Annotated in this window: 13 protein-coding genes and 2 pseudogenes; 5 read left to right on the plus strand and 10 right to left on the minus strand. The window is 72.2% G+C overall.

What is annotated here, in order from left to right; genetic code table 11:
- Positions 1-116 precede the first annotated feature (116 nt).
- Genes AB0G63_RS30195 through AB0G63_RS30240 form a run of 10 tightly spaced genes read right to left on the minus strand, consistent with a single transcriptional unit; the run spans position 117 to position 10458 of the window.
- Positions 117-1640, minus strand: coding sequence for an NADH-quinone oxidoreductase subunit N (locus AB0G63_RS30195; RefSeq protein WP_360756588.1), 1524 nt, complete (start codon positions 1638-1640; stop codon positions 117-119).
- Complete coding sequence (locus AB0G63_RS30200; RefSeq protein WP_360756591.1) at positions 1637-3265, minus strand: NADH-quinone oxidoreductase subunit M; 1629 nt, start codon at positions 3263-3265, stop codon at positions 1637-1639. The genes AB0G63_RS30195 and AB0G63_RS30200 overlap by 4 nt, the downstream gene beginning before the upstream one ends.
- Before the next feature lie 6 nt (positions 3266-3271).
- Positions 3272-5266, minus strand: coding sequence for an NADH-quinone oxidoreductase subunit L (locus AB0G63_RS30205; protein ID WP_360756593.1), 1995 nt, complete (start codon positions 5264-5266; stop codon positions 3272-3274).
- The gene (gene nuoK / locus AB0G63_RS30210) at positions 5263-5679 is read right to left on the minus strand and encodes an NADH-quinone oxidoreductase subunit NuoK (protein WP_360756596.1); all 417 of its coding nucleotides are present in this window, start codon (positions 5677-5679) and stop codon (positions 5263-5265) included. Before nuoK ends, AB0G63_RS30205 begins: the two co-directional genes overlap by 4 nt.
- A complete protein-coding gene (locus AB0G63_RS30215) occupies positions 5679-6284 on the minus strand; it encodes an NADH-quinone oxidoreductase subunit J (RefSeq protein ID WP_360756620.1) in 606 nt (201 codons plus the stop codon). The genes nuoK and AB0G63_RS30215 overlap by 1 nt, the downstream gene beginning before the upstream one ends.
- Positions 6285-6298: 14 nt before the next feature.
- The gene (locus tag AB0G63_RS30220) at positions 6299-6979 is read right to left on the minus strand and encodes an NADH-quinone oxidoreductase subunit I (protein WP_360756599.1); all 681 of its coding nucleotides are present in this window, start codon (positions 6977-6979) and stop codon (positions 6299-6301) included.
- Positions 6980-6981: 2 nt separating this feature from the next.
- Positions 6982-7950, minus strand: a complete 969-nt coding sequence (locus AB0G63_RS30225) for a complex I subunit 1 family protein (RefSeq protein ID WP_360756602.1) — start codon at positions 7948-7950, stop codon at positions 6982-6984.
- Entirely contained in the window at positions 7947-9359 is a 1413-nt protein-coding gene (locus tag AB0G63_RS30230) for an NADH-quinone oxidoreductase subunit C (RefSeq protein WP_360756605.1), read from the minus strand. Before AB0G63_RS30230 ends, AB0G63_RS30225 begins: the two co-directional genes overlap by 4 nt.
- Positions 9356-10075: an NADH-quinone oxidoreductase subunit B family protein gene (locus AB0G63_RS30235; protein WP_360756606.1), complete on the minus strand. Its 720-nt coding sequence runs from the start codon at positions 10073-10075 to the stop codon at positions 9356-9358. Before AB0G63_RS30235 ends, AB0G63_RS30230 begins: the two co-directional genes overlap by 4 nt.
- Positions 10066-10458, minus strand: a complete 393-nt coding sequence (locus AB0G63_RS30240) for an NADH-quinone oxidoreductase subunit A (protein WP_360756609.1) — start codon at positions 10456-10458, stop codon at positions 10066-10068. The genes AB0G63_RS30235 and AB0G63_RS30240 overlap by 10 nt, the downstream gene beginning before the upstream one ends.
- Before the next feature lie 372 nt (positions 10459-10830).
- On the opposite strand from AB0G63_RS30240, the gene AB0G63_RS30245 reads away from it, so the two are divergent.
- The 5 genes and pseudogenes from AB0G63_RS30245 to AB0G63_RS30265 form a co-directional block, all read left to right on the plus strand.
- Positions 10831-12045 (plus strand): sensor domain-containing protein, encoded by a 1215-nt coding sequence (locus AB0G63_RS30245; protein WP_360756611.1) that lies wholly within the window; start codon positions 10831-10833, stop codon positions 12043-12045.
- Between the two features lie 69 nt (positions 12046-12114).
- Positions 12115-12442 (plus strand): annotated as a pseudogene (locus AB0G63_RS30250) (hypothetical protein); the annotation flags it as partial.
- A 122-nt stretch (positions 12443-12564) separates the two neighbouring features.
- Positions 12565-14022 (plus strand): sensor domain-containing protein, encoded by a 1458-nt coding sequence (locus tag AB0G63_RS30255; protein WP_360756615.1) that lies wholly within the window; start codon positions 12565-12567, stop codon positions 14020-14022.
- Positions 14023-14292: 270 nt separating this feature from the next.
- Entirely contained in the window at positions 14293-14952 is a 660-nt protein-coding gene (locus AB0G63_RS30260) for a response regulator transcription factor (protein WP_324789240.1), read from the plus strand.
- A gap of 261 nt (positions 14953-15213) precedes the next feature.
- A pseudogene (locus AB0G63_RS30265) lies at positions 15214-15476 on the plus strand (2-oxoglutarate ferredoxin oxidoreductase subunit alpha); the annotation flags it as partial.

Consider the following 15476-nt stretch of genomic DNA (forward strand, 5'->3'; position numbering starts at 1 on the left):
TCCCGCTCTGGTCAACGCCAGGCGAGGGTCGCTAGTTCCCTTGTGCGCGCGGGCTGCCCGTTGAGCCGTCCGGGTGAGGTGAGGGGCGCGGTCGGACGGCCGGGAGCGCCGGAGGCTCAGAAGAGCGTCGTGTCGGCGAACCGCAGGACGAGTTGGGGGGCTCCGGACAGGGCGACGCCGACGACGCCGGTGAGGGTGACGGCGGCGGTGAGCGGCGCCGGGAGGCGGTGGCTGACGGGCTCGCCTTCGGGGGTCCGGAACAGCAGGGCGGTCCACTGGAGGTAGTAGAAGAGCGCGATCACGACGTTGACCGCCATCACCACGGCCAGCCAGCCGAGTCCCGCGTCGACGGCCGCGGAGAACACGGTGACCTTGGCGAACAGGCCGATGACGCCGGGCGGCAGGCCGGCCAGGCAGAGCAGGAAGAAGGCCAGCAGGAGGGCGGCGAGCGGGTTGCTCGCGTAGAGGCCGCGGTAGTCCGTGATGCGGTTGGCGGACCGGGTGCGGCCCACCAGGGCGGCCACCGCGAAGGCGCCGAGGTTGACGGCGGCGTACATGAGGGCGTACGCGAGCGTGGAGCCGACCGAGCGCTCGGCGTCGTCGGAGTAGGCGGCCGCGGCGATCGGCACCAGGAGGTAGCCGGCCTGGCCCACGGACGACCAGGCGAGGAGGCGTACGGCGCTGTACGCGCGCGTGGCCTGCTGGCGCAGGGCGCCGACGTTGCCGACGGTCATGGTGAGCGCGGCCAGGGCGGCGAGGGCGGGACCCCAGACGTCGGCGTACGACGGGAAGGCGACGACGGTGACGAGGATCAGGCCGGAGAAGCCGACCGCCTTGCCGACGACCGACAGGTAGGCGGCGATCGGCAGGGGCGCTCCCACGTAGGTGTCCGGCACCCAGAAGTGGAAGGGCACCGCGGCGGTCTTGAAGGCGAAGCCGACGAGGGTGAGGACGACGCCGGTCTGGGCGAGGGTGTGCAGCTGTCCGTCGACGTGCTGGATCCGGCCGGCGACCTGGGTGAGGTAGAGGGTGCCGGTGGAGGCGTAGACGAAGCTGATGCCGAGGAGGCTGACGGCGGTGGCGGTGACCGACGACAGGAAGAACTTCAGGGCCGCCTCGGAGGACTTCTTGTCGCCGTGCCGGATGCCGACCAGGGCGAAGGCGGGCAGGGAGGCGACCTCCAGGGCGACGACGAGGGTGGCGAGGTCACGGGAGGCGGGCAGGAGGGCCGCGCCGGCCGCCGAGGACAGCAGCAGGAACCAGTACTCCCCTTCGGGGAGCCGCCGGTCGGCGTCCTTCAGGGCGGTGACCGACAGCAGGGCGGAGAGGAGGGCGCCGCCGAGAACGAGGAACTGGATGACGAGGGTGAAGCGGTCCGCGGTGTAGCTGCAGGCGCCGGCGCCGTCCTTCAGACAGAAGGTGGAGCGGTCGCCGTCGAGGAGGGGCAGCAGCAGGGCCGCGGAGGCGGCGAGTCCGGCGACGGAGACCCAGCCGAGCAGCGGTTTCCTGGCCTCGCCGACGAACAGGTCGGCGACCAGGACGACGAGGGCGACGACCGCGGCGAGGGTGGGCGGCGCGATGGCGAGCCAGTCGACGGACTGGACGAGGTTCGCGGCCGCCGGCTGGGCGAGGTGGCTCATCGGGTGCCTCCTGCGAGGAGCTGCTGCACGGCCGGGTCGGTGAGACCGAGGAGAACCTTGGGCCACAGTCCGGCGACGACGGTGAGGGCGACGAGCGGCGTCCACGCCGCGAACTCGTAGGCGTGGACGTCGGCGAGGGCCGGCGCCTGCTGCGGTACGGCGCCCATGCAGACGCGGCGGACCACGACGAGCATGTACGCCGCCGTCAGCAGCGTGCCGAACGCGCCGATGGCCATGAAGGTGAGGAAGGCGGGGCGGCTGAGGTCCGCGGCGGGTTCGAAGGCGCCGAACAGGGCGAGCATCTCGCCCCAGAAGCCGGCGAGGCCGGGCAGGCCGAGCGAGGCGACGGCGCCGAACGCCAGCAGGCCGCCGAGGCGCGGGGCCTTGCCGTAGAGGCCGGCGCCGGTCCGGAATTCATTCGGCGCGGCGGAGCCGCTCGTTGAGGGGCGGTGGTCGGGCGACGGGAGGGCCAGGGTGTCGAGGTCGGTGGTGCCGGTGCGGTCCTTGAGCGCGCCGACCAGGAAGAACAGCAGGCCGGTGATGAGGCCGTGGGCGATGTTGGCGAACAGGGCGCCGTTCACGCCGGTCGGGGACATGGTGGCGATGCCGAGCAGGACGAAGCCCATGTGGCCGACGGAGGAGTAGGCGATGAGGCGCTTGAGGTCGCCCTTCGCGCCCTGTTTGGCGAGGGCCAGACAGGCCAGCGATCCGTAGATGATCCCGACGACGGCGAAGGCGGCGAGGTAGGGCGCGAAGGTGTGGAAGCCGTCCGGGGCCACCGGAAGGAGGATGCGGACGAAACCGTACGTACCCATCTTCAGCAGGACGCCGGCGAGCAGGACCGAGCCGACGGTCGGCGCGGCGGTGTGCGCGTCGGGCAGCCAGCTGTGCAGCGGCCACATCGGCGTCTTGACGGCGAGCCCGATCCCGATCGCCAGAACGGCGATGACCTGCACGGATGTGGTCAGCGACCGGCCGTTGTCAGTGGCGAGTGCCATCATGTCGAACGTGCCCGCCTTGATTCCGATCAGGAGCAGGCCGAGCAGCATGACGACCGAGCCGAGCAGTGTGTAGAGGATGAAGCGCCAGGCGGCGGCCTGGCGTCCCTCGCCGCCCCAGCGGGCGATGAGGAAGTACATCGGGATGAGCACCGTCTCGAACGCGAGGAAGAACAGCAGCAGATCGAGGACGGCGAAGGTCGCGAGGGTGCCGGACTCGAGGACGAGCAGCAGTGCGACGAACGCCTTCGGGGTCGGGCCCGCGGGCATCTTGAAGTAGGAGTACAGCGCGCAGAGGAAGGTCAGCAGCGCGGTCAGGACCAGAAGGGGGAGGGAGATGCCGTCGATGCCGAGGTGGATCCGCACGTGGAGTGCGGGGATCCAGCTGATGTCGGTCGTGGCCTGCATCTTCGACGGATGGTCGTGGTCGAAGCCGAGCGCGAGGACGATCGCGGCGACGAGGACCACGCCGGTCACGGTCACGCCGTGCCGCAGCACGGCCTGCTCGGGCGACTTCCCCTTCAGCCCGGGCGGGGCCGGCAGGAGAGCGGCGGCCGCGCCGAGCAGCGGGCCGACGACGACGAACGCCAGAAGGAACTGCATCACGGACTCGCTGATATCGATCACGCCTGCTCACGCTCCCGTGGCGACGAGGACGGCGGCGACCACCAGGACGACGGTGCCGGCGAGCAGCGCGCTCACATAGGTCTGCACATTGCCGGTCTGGGCGCGCCGTACGGCAGCGCCCAGCAGACGGGGTAGGGCGCCCGCACCGCGTACGTAGGTCTCGACGACCTCGCGGTCGAGGAACCGGACGAGATCCGCCGCGGCTTGGACCGGGCGGACGAAGAGGGCCGCGTACACGGCGTCGAGGCGGAAGCCGACGGCCGCGTGCCGGTGCAGCGGGCCGAGCAGCAACCGTCCGGGGTCGGCCGGGTCGGGTGCGTGGGCGACGCCTCCGTACGCGGGTGCGTGGGCGGCGATGGCTGCGGCCTCGACGTGCCCGGCGTCGCCCTCGGGGTGGGCGGCGACCGCGCCGAGCGGTTCGCGTGCCGCGAGCGCCGTGGTGTGCCGCCAGGCGGCGTAGGTGACGATGCCGCCGACGAGGGCCACGCCCGTGCCGAGGACGGAGGTGGTCAGGGTCGGGGCGAGGTCACGGCCGTCGAACCAGTCGGGCAGGACCCGGAAGGCGAACCCGCCGAAGGCGAGGGACGGGACGGCGAGCACCCAGAGCACGACGGTCATGGTGAGGGGCTGGCGGCCGTGGTCCGGGGCCTCCGCGCCGTGTCCGCGGAAGGCCAGCAGCCACAGGCGCGTCGCGTACGCAGCGGTGAGCAGCGCGGTGAGCAGTCCGGCGACGAGGACGGTCCAGCCCGCCGCTCCGGGTGCGTGCTCGGTGTGGCCGGTGGCGACGTGCTCGGCGGCGCCGAGGACGGACTCCTTGGAGAAGAAGCCGCTGAACGGCGGGATCGCGGCGAGCGCGAGGAGCGCCACGGTCATCGTCCAGTAGGCGTCGGGGACGCGGTCGCGCAGGTGGCGCATGCGGGACATGGCGGCCAGCGAGTTGGTGCCGGCGGCGTGGATGATCACGCCTGCCGCGAGGAACAGCAGCGCTTTGAAGGCGCCGTGGGACAGGAGGTGGAAGACGGCGGCCGACCGGTCGCCGACGGCGAGGGCGCCGGTCATGTAGCCGAGCTGGCCGATCGTCGAGTAGGCGAGGACCCGCTTGATGTCGTCCTGGGCGAGGGCGGCGAGACCGGAGCCGAGCATCGTGACGGCGGCCATGACGGCGAGGACGACCATCGCGGCCGAGGAGGCCTGGAAGACGGGGAGGAGACGGGCGATGAAGTAGACACCGGCGGCGACCATGGTCGCGGCGTGGATCAGCGCGGAGACGGGCGTGGGGCCCGCCATGGCGTCGGGGAGCCAGGTGTGCAGCGGGAACTGGGCCGACTTGCCCGCCACGCCGGCCAGGAGCAGCAGGGCGATCAGCGTCGGGTGGTCGAGTCCGCCGCTCGCGACGGTGCCGAGGATCCTCGTGATGCGGAAGGAACCGGCTTCGGTGGCGAGCGCGAAAAGACCGATCAGGAAGGGGACGTCACCGAGCTTGGTCACCAGGAAGGCCTTGATGGAGGCGGCGCGGGCCTCCGGGGTCTCCCAGTAGTGGCCGACGAGGAAGTACGAGCAGATGCCCATGATCTCCCAGCCGACCAGCAGCACGATCAGGTCGCCGGAGTAGACGACGAGCAGCATCGCGGAGGTGAACAGGGAGACGAGGGCCGCGTACGACGGGTAGCGCGGGTCGTCCCGCAGGTAGCCCGTGGAGTAGATCTGCACGCACGAGGCGACGACGCCGACCAGGACGGCGACGAGGGCGGCGAAGCCGTCGATGTGGAAGGCGAGTTCGACCGGGACCGAGCCGGTGGGAGTGAGCTCGGAGACGGCGTCGACGGCGCGGCCGCCGCCCTGACGCGCGGCGACCAGTACGGCCAGCACGAGGGAGGTGAGGGGCGGCAGGACGGCGAGGGGGCGTACGAACCCGGGCGCCGATCGGCCCAGGAGCAGGCCCGCGGCCGCTCCCAGGAACGGCAGGAGGGGGACGAGGACGGCGAGGGTGGTCGTGGTCACGCGGAGGCCTCAGCCTTCTCGGCCTGCTCGGTCGGTCCGGCCTGTCCGGCCTGGTCGGACGCGGCGGCGTCGCTGTCGGGGTCGTCGGGCCCGTGGCCCTCGGCGCTGTCGCGGAGCTTGTCGATGTCCGCGCTGCCGCGATTGCGGTGGACGGCGAGGACGATCGCCAGGCCGATGCCGATCTCGGCGGCGGCGATGGCGATGGTGAAGAGGGTCAGCGCCTGGCCGGAGTGCAGGGTCTCCTCGACGGTCCTGCTGAGCCAGACGTCGAAGGCGACCAGGTTGAGATTGACGGCGTTGAGCATCAGCTCGACCGACATCAGCACGAGGATCGCGTTGCGGCGGGCGAGGACGCCGTACAGGCCCGTGCAGAACAGGAGGGCGGAGAGGACGGCGGGATAGGCGAGGTGCATCAGCGGACACCACCCTTGGCGGTCTGTTCGGCGCCTTCGGCCTTGGCCTTGCGGGACAGGACGATCGCGCCGACCAGCGCGGCGAGGAGGAGCACGGAGAGGGCCTCGAAGGGGAGGACCCAGTTCTGGAAGAGGCTCGCTCCGGTGGCCTCGGTGGAGCCGGCGGCCGGGCCGTCCAGGTCGATCCAGGTGGTGCGGAACGCGTCGACGACGACCCAGACCAGGGCGGCCGCGGCGGCGACCGCGACCGTGAGGGCGGCCCAGCGGTTGCCGGAGTCGGCGTCCGGGGAGCGGCCGATGGGGGCCTTGGTGAGCATCAGCCCGAACAGCAGGAGGACGACGACGGAACCGACGTAGATGAGGACCTGCACCCAGGCGATGAACTCGGCGGTGAGCAGCAGGTACTCGACGGCCAGGCCGCCGAGGGCCACGACCAGCCACAGGGCGGCGTGCACGAGCTGCCGGGTGGTGACGGTGACGAGGGCGGCGCCGAGGGTGACCAGGCCGACGAGGACGAAGGCGATCTCGACGCCCGTCGGGGAGAGGAAACCGCGGGTTGCGGCCGTCGTGGTCGTGGTGTGGGCGGCCGTCGCGGTGGCCGCCACGGCGGAGACGAAGGTCACGGCTGTCCCTCCTGCCCCGGCCGGTCGGTCTGCTGCGCGGAGTCGCCCACCGCGCGGCCGGGCTGCTCGGCGGCGCGGGCCTGCTCGTCCGCCTGCGGTGCGGTGTCCGGCGGGGCCTGCTCGACCTGCTGGGCCTGCTGCGCCTGCTCGGCCTGCTGGGCCGCGAGCTTTTCGGCGGTCTTGCGGGCGGCGGCGATCTCCTTCGGTTCCTCCGCGCCGGGGTCGAGGGCGGGCGGGGCGGGAACCGTCCACATCCACTCGCGGAGTTTGTCGCGCTCGTGGGTGAGGTCGCGGATGTCGGTCTCGGCGTACTCGAACTCCGGGGACCAGAACAGGGCGTCGAAAGGACAGACCTCGATGCAGATACCGCAGTACATGCACAGGGAGAAGTCGATGGCGAAGCGGTCGAGGACGTTGCGGCTGCGTTCGCGGCCGCCGGGGGTCGTCGCCGGGATCGTCTCCTTGTGGGAGTCGATGTAGATGCACCAGTCCGGGCACTCGCGGGCGCAGAGCATGCAGACCGTGCAGTTCTCCTCGAACAGGCCGATCACGCCGCGGGTGCGGGGCGGGAGGTCGGGCTGGACGTCGGGGTACTGCGCGGTGACGGTCTTCCTCGTCATCGTGCGGAGGGTGACGGCCAGACCCTTGGCCAGGCCGCTGCCGGGGATGGGGGCCATAGCTACTGGATCACCACCTTGACGATGCCGGTGAGGGCGATCTGGGCGAGGGAGAGGGGGACGAGGAGGGTCCAGGAGAGCTTCTGGAGCTGGTCCTCGCGCAGGCGGGGGTAGGTCACGCGGAGCCAGATGACGACGAAGGCGAGCACGGCGGTCTTCAGCAGCGTCCAGACCCAGCCGAGGCCGTCGGCACCCCAGGGACCGTGCCAGCCGCCCAGGAAGAGGACGGTGGTCAGGCCGCACAGGACGACGATCCCGGCGTACTCGGCGAGGAGGAACAGCGCGAAGCGGAGACCGGTGTACTCGGTGTAGGCGCCGAAGATGATCTCGGAGTCGGCGACCGGCATGTCGAACGGCGGTCGCTGGAGTTCGGCGAGCCCGGCGACGAAGAAGACGATCGCGCCGATGATCTGCCAGGGCAGCCACCACCAGTGGAACGCGTCGAGGATGCCCGGGAGCGAGACCGTGCCGGCGGCCATGGCCACCGAGGCGGCGGCGAGCAGCATCGGAAGTTCGTAGGCGAGGAGCTGGGCGGCGGTGCGCAGGCCACCGAGGAGGGAGAACTTGTTGGCGCTGGCCCAGCCGGCCATGAGTGCGCCGAGGACGCCCACGCCCATCACCGCGAGCACGAAGAACACGCCCGCGTCCAGGACCTGGCCGACGGCGCCCTCGCCCGGCCCGATGGGGATGGCGAGGAGGACCAGGAGGTACGGCAGGAGGGCCACGGCGGGGGCGAGCTGGAAGATGCGGCGGTCCGCTCCCGCGGGGACCACGTCCTCCTTCTGCGCGAACTTCACTCCGTCCGCGACGAGCTGGGCCCAGCCGTGGAAGCCTCCGGCGTACATCGGTCCGAGGCGGCCCTGCATGTGGGCCATCACCTTGTGCTCGGTCTGGCCGATGATCAGCGGGAAGGTGAGGAAGACGACGAAGACGATCAGGAGTCGCAGGGCGACGTCGAGAGCGTCGTTCACTGCGGGCCTCCTGCGGGGTGGTCGTCGGGGGTGGGGGTGTCGCGGTCTTCGGGGGCTTGAGCCTCTTCGGGGGCCCGAGCCTCTTCGGGGGCCCGAGCCTCTTCGGCAGGTTCGGAGCCCGCCGAGGCATCGGAGTCCACGGGGGCACCGGAGCCCTTGCCATCGGAGCCCTGCACCTCGGAGCCATCGCCAGCGGAACCCTCGGCTTCGGGGGCGCCGGGGGCCCGGGCCTCAGGGGTGGGGGTCTCCGGCTCGTCGAAGGCCGGGCGGGCGTGGTGCCAAGGGGCGTCCGGACTGCGCGGGGCGTTCGGCGCCGTGGTCGGCGGAGGCGCCTTGGGCGGGGTCGTGTCCCCGGTGCCCGGGGCCTGCGCATCCTCGGCTCCCTCGCCACCGGCCGTCTTCCCGCCCGACGCGGCCCGCTGGCTCGCGGAACCCTCCGAGGCGCTGCGCGCCCGGCGAGGACCGGCCGGGGCAGCACCCGCTCCCGCACGCTGCGACGCCGACCCCTCGCTCACGCTCCGCGCGCGCCGCGGGGCGGCGGGCGCTCCGGCCTCCGCAGCCCTGTCACCGGCACCGGCGTTCGGGGACGCGCCGGCCCGAGGTGTCGCAGGAGATGCCGTCGGGGATGTCGTCGGGGATGTCGTGGGAGATGTCGCACCCTCGCCTGCGGACTCCGTCCCGGCGCCCGCCTGGCTGACGGACCCTTCCGCCGCCGAACGCGTACGCCGGACCGGCCGCTCCCCCGCGGCTCGGGCCGGCCGTTCCCCGGTCGCCGCGCGCACCGGCCGCTCGCCCGCGGCTCGGCCTGCCGCACGGGCCGGGCGGGCCGGGGCAGGGGGAAGCTGGCCCTTGAGGGGGCCCCATTCGTTCGGGTCGGGGACGCCCGGCGGCAGCATCTGGCGGCGCTTGGGGCCGCCGTGCTCCGACTCGCCGGGTTCCTTGGCGCCCGGCCAGGCCTTGGCCACGCGGGCCGCGAGGACGAAGTCCTTGCGCAGCGGGTGGCCTTCGAAGCCTTCCGGCAGCAGCAGATGGTCGAGGGCGGGGTGGCCCTCGAAGGCGACGCCGAACATTTCGTGCGTCTCGCGTTCGTGCCAGGCCGCGCCGGCGTAGACGTCCACCGCGCTCGGCAGCACCGGCGCCTCGTGCGGAACCGTCGTGCGCAGCAGCAGGCGGCGGACCGGCGACAGGGCGACGACGTGCGCCGAGACGCGGAAGCCGGTGCCCGGTTCGTCGACCGCGCTGAGCCAGTCGAAGTAGGTGCAGGAGAGGGTCGTACGCGCCGTCTCCAGCGCGGAGATCCAGGAGGACGGCGGGACGTCGACCGTCAGGACCTCGTACGACTCCTCGGCCATGGCCTCCGCGCCGAAGAGGTCCTCGACGGGGGCGGGGAGCCAGCCGACCGTGCTCATCGGTCCTCCCCCGGGGAAGTCCGGGTTCCGCCGGCCGGCGGTCGCACCAGGTCGCTCTGCAGGGCAGCCGCCGAGGGCCGGCCCGCGCCCGACGACCCGTACCGCTCCCCCAGCGACTCGCGCGCGATCTTCTCCTGGAGCTTGAGGATGCCCTGCAGCAGCGCCTCCGGGCGCGGCGGGCAGCCCGGCACGTACACGTCCACCGGGATGATCTGGTCGACGCCCTTCGTGACCGAGTACGAGTCCCAGTAGGGTCCGCCGCAGTTGGAGCAGGCGCCGAAGGAGATGACGTACTTCGGCTCCGGCATCTGCTCGTACAGGCGCTTCACCGCGGGGGCCATCTTGTCCGTGACCGTGCCGGAGACGACCATCAGGTCGGCCTGGCGCGGGCCGGGCGCGAAGGGGATCACGCCGAGCCGGATGAAGTCGTGACGGGCCATCGACGCGGCGATGAACTCGATCGCGCAGCAGGCGAGGCCGAAGTTGAAGACCCAGAGCGAGTAGCGGCGGCCCCAGTTCAGGACGACCTTCATCGGCTCCGGGGCGAGGCGGGCCAGCGCGCCCAGCCTCCCCCTGCCCTCGGCGGCAGGACCACCGGCCGGCCCACCGGCAGGACCACCGGGGAGACCCTCGGCAGGGCCGCCGGGCTCCGGCAGGAGGACCGGGTCCGGGAGGAGGACGGGCTCCGGCGTGTTCACTTCTGGCGTCACGTCCATGCCAGGACGCCCTTCTTGTATGCGTACAGCAGGCCGACGGTCAGGAAGCCGAGGAAGACGAACATCTCGACCAGGGTCGTCGCGCCGTAGCCGGGGGCGGCGAAGACCGTCGCCCAGGGGAAGAGGAAGATCGAGTCGACGGCGAAGATGACGTACAGGAAGGCGTAGACGTAGTAGCGGACCTGGGTGTGGGCCCAGCCCTCGCCGACGGGGTCGACGCCGCACTCGTAGGTCAGGAGCTTCTCCGGGGTCGGCACGGCCGGGCGCAGCAGGCGGCTCGCCCCGAAGGCGACGGCGACGAAGAGCACGCCCACGACGGCGAGCAGTCCGACGACCGAGTACGACTGGAAGTAGTCCGCCGCGACGACGGTCGGTTCCCGCACGTCCGTCTCCTCGCTCCCTGTCCTGCGACCCCGCGGGCCGCGTCTCCTGTGGCCGTACGCCCGAGACCGTACGACCCGTGACCGTACGAACAGGGCCCTACCACCCGTGACCGTACGGTCAAGGCCCTACGACCGTGACCGTACGACCGAGGCCTTACGACCCGTGGCCGTGTGCCCGAGACCGTGCGGCCCACCTGCGGCCCTGGCCTCGATGCTGCTGTTCGACGATCTGTACGCACGGGAGTCTAGGCCCTGATAAAGAGACGGTAAGCAGCCCGTCACACCTTGAGATGCGGAGGTGGGGTTTTCCCCAGGCGATCGCGGCGGTCCGCCTCATGGCGCGGCGGCGCGGCGCGCGGCACGCTAGCCCATATGACCGAACGCCTCCCGTCATCGAGCCGCGCCCGGGAAACGGCCGCGGACGATCCCCTGCCGCCCGTCCGCTTCGCCTACGACCCGCACACGTGGCGGGAGATCGTGCACCTGCTGGCGAACTTCCCGGTGGCGCTGGCCGGGTTCGTCTACGTGATGACGGTCCTGTTCACCGGGTTCTGGCTGACCGTCACGGTGATCGGCTTCCCGCTGCTGGCGGCCGGGCTGACCGGCTCGCGGCTGCTGGGCAGGATGGAGCGGGCCCGTGCCAGGGCGTTGCTCGGGGTCCACGTGGACGAGCCGAGTCCGCTGCCCCGGCGCGGCACCGGGTTCCTGACCTGGCTGTGGATGACGCTGAAGGACCCGGTGGCCTGGCGCGCGGTGCTGTACGACTTCGTCCGGCTGCCGTGGGGCATCCTCACCTTCGTCGTCACGTTGACCTCGTTGTTCCTGCTGTGGCCGGTGCTGCCGTTCATCGCGCGGGGGCTCGCCAACGCGGACCGGGCGATGGTGCGCGGACTGCTGTCACCGTCGGACGAACTGGAGCGGCGCATCGCCGAACTGGAGTCCGACCGGGGAGTCGTGGTCGACACGGCCGCCGCCGACCTGCGGCGCATCGAGCGCGATCTGCACGACGGAGCACAGGCCCGTCTGGTCAACCTGGCGATGGGGCTCGGCCTGGCCAAGGAGAAGCTCCTGGAGGACCCCGACTCGGCCGCGACGATGGTCGCGGAGGCGCACGGCGAGGTGAAGCTCGCGCTGCAGGAGCTGCGGGACCTGGCCCGCGGCATCCATCCCGCCGTGTTGACGGACCGCGGCCTGGACGCCGCGCTGTCGGCCGTCGCCTCGCGCTGCACCGTGCCGGTGAAGGTGACGGTCGACCTCACGGCGCGGCCGGCCGCGGCCATCGAGGGCATCGCCTACTTCACCGTCTCCGAACTGCTGCAGAACATCAGCAAGCACAGCGGGGCGCGCACCGCGTCCGTCGAGGTGTGGCGGACGCGGGACCGGCTGCTGATCCAGGTGCGGGACGACGGTCGCGGGGGCGCGCGCCTGGACGGCGGCACGGGGATGCAGGGGCTCGCCGACCGGCTGGGCGCCGTCGACGGGCTGTTCGTCATCGACTCCCCGCAGGGCGGACCGACCACGGTCACGGCGGAACTGCCCTGGCGGGAGCGCGCCCCGGAGAAGGGCGCCCCCGAAAAGGGGTTGTGAACTGCCGGTGGCTGACTGCGCACAGGTGCGTTCTGGCGTGCTTGAGTGAGTGTCCGGGCTGTGGCACGTGCAGCCGCCGTGGCGATCGGACGGCGCGCCCTGGGACACCCGATCCGGCTGGGGGTACCTCCCCCAGGCCCTTGAGGCACTGGGGGAGGGCGGCACCGCCCCTGCTCACCGGAGTGACGAGCAGGGGCATCGGACCGCCCAGGCCCGACCGGGCACCCCGGGGCGTGAGGAAACCCGCCCCCGCGTCCCCGGACCACGGACACGATCCGTGCGCGCCGGACACGGAGCGAACGCGGGCGACCAGGACACCCAACACCGCTCGGGGCGTCCGGCTGAGCAACAGCCCTGGCAACAGGACTCACTCCCGCTCAGTCTTCAGGAACGGTAGGGAAAACCCCCCGCCCAAGACGCCGACGGACTCCATGGTCCGCGGACCTGCGGCGCAGCAGTGTGGAGGTACGGACAGGACAGCCGCGGGACCAGCGGGACGAGTAGAACGGGACGGCACCGATGGCCACGGAATACGGACAGGGCTACGCGCACGGAGACGGGCACGGCCACGACAGGCACGACGGCGGGCCCGGATACGGGTACGACAGCGGGCCCGGCCACGGGTACGGCAGCGGGCTCGGGTACGACAGCGGCCTGGGCCTCGGTCTCGCCGGGGAGCGTCGGCGGCGGCTGCCCGCCGGGCTGCGGGCGCCGTTCGAGGCGCGCAGCTGGCGTGAGTTCGGGTACGTGCTGCTGAGTCTGCCGATCGGGATCCTGCTGTTCGTCTACGCCGTCACGATGGTGTCGCTGGGGGCGGGCCTGCTGGTGACGTTCCTCGGCGTCCCGGTGCTGGCGGCGGGACTGGCCGGCTGCCGGGGGTTCGGGGCGCTGGAGCGGGCCCGGGCACGCGGAATGCTGCGGCTGGAGGTGGCCGATCCGGAGCCGCTGCGGATGAGGAAGCAGGGCGTGCTGGCCTGGATGGGGGCCGTGCTCAAGAGCGGCACCTCGTGGCGGACGCTGCTGTACGCGGTGGTGCAGTTCCCGTGGTCGGTGTTCTCCTTCGTCGTCGCCGTGAACTTCTGGGCCTACGGCTGGGCCCTGCTGACGTACCCCCTGTGGTTCTGGGTCTTCCCGGTGTACGCCGGTCAGGGCGGGATCCAGCTGTACGGCGACTCGACGCACAGCGTCTATCTCGACAACCCCTTCGAGATCACCGTCACCGCGCTGGTGGGGCTGCTGTTCACGCTGGCCACGCCGTGGATCGTGCGGGCGCTGACGATGGTGGACCGGCTGCTGGTGCACGGCCTGCTGGGGCCGTCGCGGCTGTCGGCGCGGGTGGTGGAGCTGGAGTCGGACCGGGGGGTCGTGGTCGACACGGCCGCCGCCGACCTGCGGCGCATCGAGCGGGACCTGCACGACGGGGCGCAGGCGCGGCTGGTGGCGCTGGCCATGGATCTGGGTCTGGCGAAGGAGAAGCTGACGGAGGATCCGCAGGCGGCGGCGCGGATGGTGGACGAGGCGCACGGCGAGGTGAAGACGGCGCTGCAGGAACTGCGGGACCTGGCCCGCGGCATCCATCCGGCGGTGCTGACGGACCGCGGCCTGGACGCCGCGCTGTCGGCCGTCGCCTCCCGGTGCACGGTGCCGGTGCAGGTGGAGGTCGACCTCACGGAACGGCCCGCGCCCGCCATCGAGGGCATCGCCTACTTCACCGTCTCCGAACTGCTGCAGAACATCAGCAAGCACTCGCGGGCCACGTGGGCCGCGGTGGACGTGTGGCGGGTGGACGGCCGGCTGCTGGTGCAGGTCGTCGACAACGGCGTAGGCGGCGCCGACGTCTCCGCGGGCTCAGGCCTCGCGGGGCTGGCGGAACGCCTGGACGCGGTCGACGGGATCCTGATCGTGGACTCACCGACGGGCGGCCCGACCCGGGTGACGGCGGAGCTGCCGTGGCGGGGGGAGCGGGCGACGGGGTGACCGGCCGCGCGCGGAGGCGCCGGCGGCAGGTGCGGGGTCCGAGGTGCAGACGTGCGCCTCGGGCCCCGCCTCGGTGTGCGGGATTCGAAGTGCAGGTGGGGCCTCGGGCCCCGCATCGGGTGCGCGGCCCGCCCACCCGAGTCACACCCCCGACCGGATTCGTGCCGCCCGTGCACGGCATGGCTGGAATGCTGGAATGCTGGACCACTGGACCGCAGAAGCAGTGCAGAGGCATTCGGGCGTGGGGGGCCGGGGATCGTGGAGGACAGGGTGCGAGTGGTCATCGCCGAGGATTCAGTGCTGCTCAGGGAGGGCCTGACCCGGCTGCTGACCGACCGCGGGCACGATGTCGTCGCCGGGGTCGGCGACGGGGAAGCGCTGGTCAAGACCATCACCGAGCTGGACGCGGAGGGTGCGCTGCCGGACGTCGTGGTCGCGGACGTGCGGATGCCGCCCACGCACACGGACGAGGGGGTGCGGGCCGCCGTGCAGTTGCGCAAGGCGCATCCCGGGCTCGGTGTGCTGGTGCTGTCGCAGTACGTGGAGGAGCGATACGCCACGGAACTGCTGGCCGGGTCCAGTCACGGCGTCGGCTACCTGCTGAAGGACCGGGTCGCCGAGGTGCGGGAGTTCGTGGACGCGGTGGTGCGGGTGGCCCGCGGGGGCACCGCGCTCGACCCCGAGGTGGTGGCGCAGTTGCTCGGGCGCAGCCGCAAGCAGGACGTGCTCGCCGGGCTGACCCCGCGTGAGCGGGAGGTCCTGGGGCTGATGGCCGAGGGGCGCACGAACTCCGCCATCGCGCGGCAGCTCGTGGTGAGCGACGGGGCCGTGGAGAAGCACGTCAGCAACATCTTCCTCAAGCTCGGGCTGTCGCCGAGCGACGGGGACCACCGGCGTGTTCTGGCCGTCCTCACCTACCTGAACTCCTGATCCCGGGCCGTCCGGACTGCCCACCCCGGCTGACGACGGCCCGGCCTCCGTCCGGTCCGGAACCGGACAACGAGGGGGGAGCGTCTTCAACGTGAGCGCCGAGGGCGGGAGCATGACAAGTGAGGGCGTCGCTGCGTCCCGAATCCGCGTCCATCATGCGAATGGCCGAGGGAAGGCGACCCTTACGGACGTAGGGTTGATGTTGGGAGGGCCTGCGGGAAGGCCGGTCCCAGACAGCCGCCTCGAGGGAGGTCCAGTTCAGTGACCAGCCAGGTCAGCAGGACAGCGGAGCAGGTCGACGACGCCGTCGTGGGAGAGCAGCGCAATCCGGCGGAAACGAAGGACGTACGCCGGCTGGACCGGGTGATCATCCGGTTCGCGGGTGACTCGGGTGACGGGATGCAGCTCACCGGTGACCGTTTCACTTCGGAGACGGCGTCGTTCGGCAACGACCTGTCGACGCTGCCGAACTTCCCCGCCGAGATCCGCGCTCCCGCAGGCACCCTGCCGGGCGTGTCGTCGTT

This window comes from Streptomyces sp. NPDC020996 (assembly GCF_040641355.1).
Lineage (GTDB): Bacteria > Actinomycetota > Actinomycetes > Streptomycetales > Streptomycetaceae > Streptomyces.

Excerpts from the sequence above, each read along its gene's own strand:
- AB0G63_RS30230 (WP_360756605.1), bottom strand. The coding sequence starts at position 9,359 with ATGAGCACGGTCGGCTGGCTCCCCGCCCCCGTCGAGGACCTCTTCGGC.
- AB0G63_RS30195 (WP_360756588.1), bottom strand. The coding sequence starts at position 1,640 with ATGAGCCACCTCGCCCAGCCGGCGGCCGCGAACCTCGTCCAGTCCGTC.
- AB0G63_RS30220 (WP_360756599.1), bottom strand. The coding sequence starts at position 6,979 with ATGGCCCCCATCCCCGGCAGCGGCCTGGCCAAGGGTCTGGCCGTCACC.
- AB0G63_RS30235 (WP_360756606.1), bottom strand. The coding sequence starts at position 10,075 with ATGGACGTGACGCCAGAAGTGAACACGCCGGAGCCCGTCCTCCTCCCG.
- AB0G63_RS30245 (WP_360756611.1), top strand. The coding sequence starts at position 10,831 with ATGACCGAACGCCTCCCGTCATCGAGCCGCGCCCGGGAAACGGCCGCG.
- nuoK (WP_360756596.1), bottom strand. The coding sequence starts at position 5,679 with ATGCACCTCGCCTATCCCGCCGTCCTCTCCGCCCTCCTGTTCTGCACG.
- AB0G63_RS30255 (WP_360756615.1), top strand. The coding sequence starts at position 12,565 with ATGGCCACGGAATACGGACAGGGCTACGCGCACGGAGACGGGCACGGC.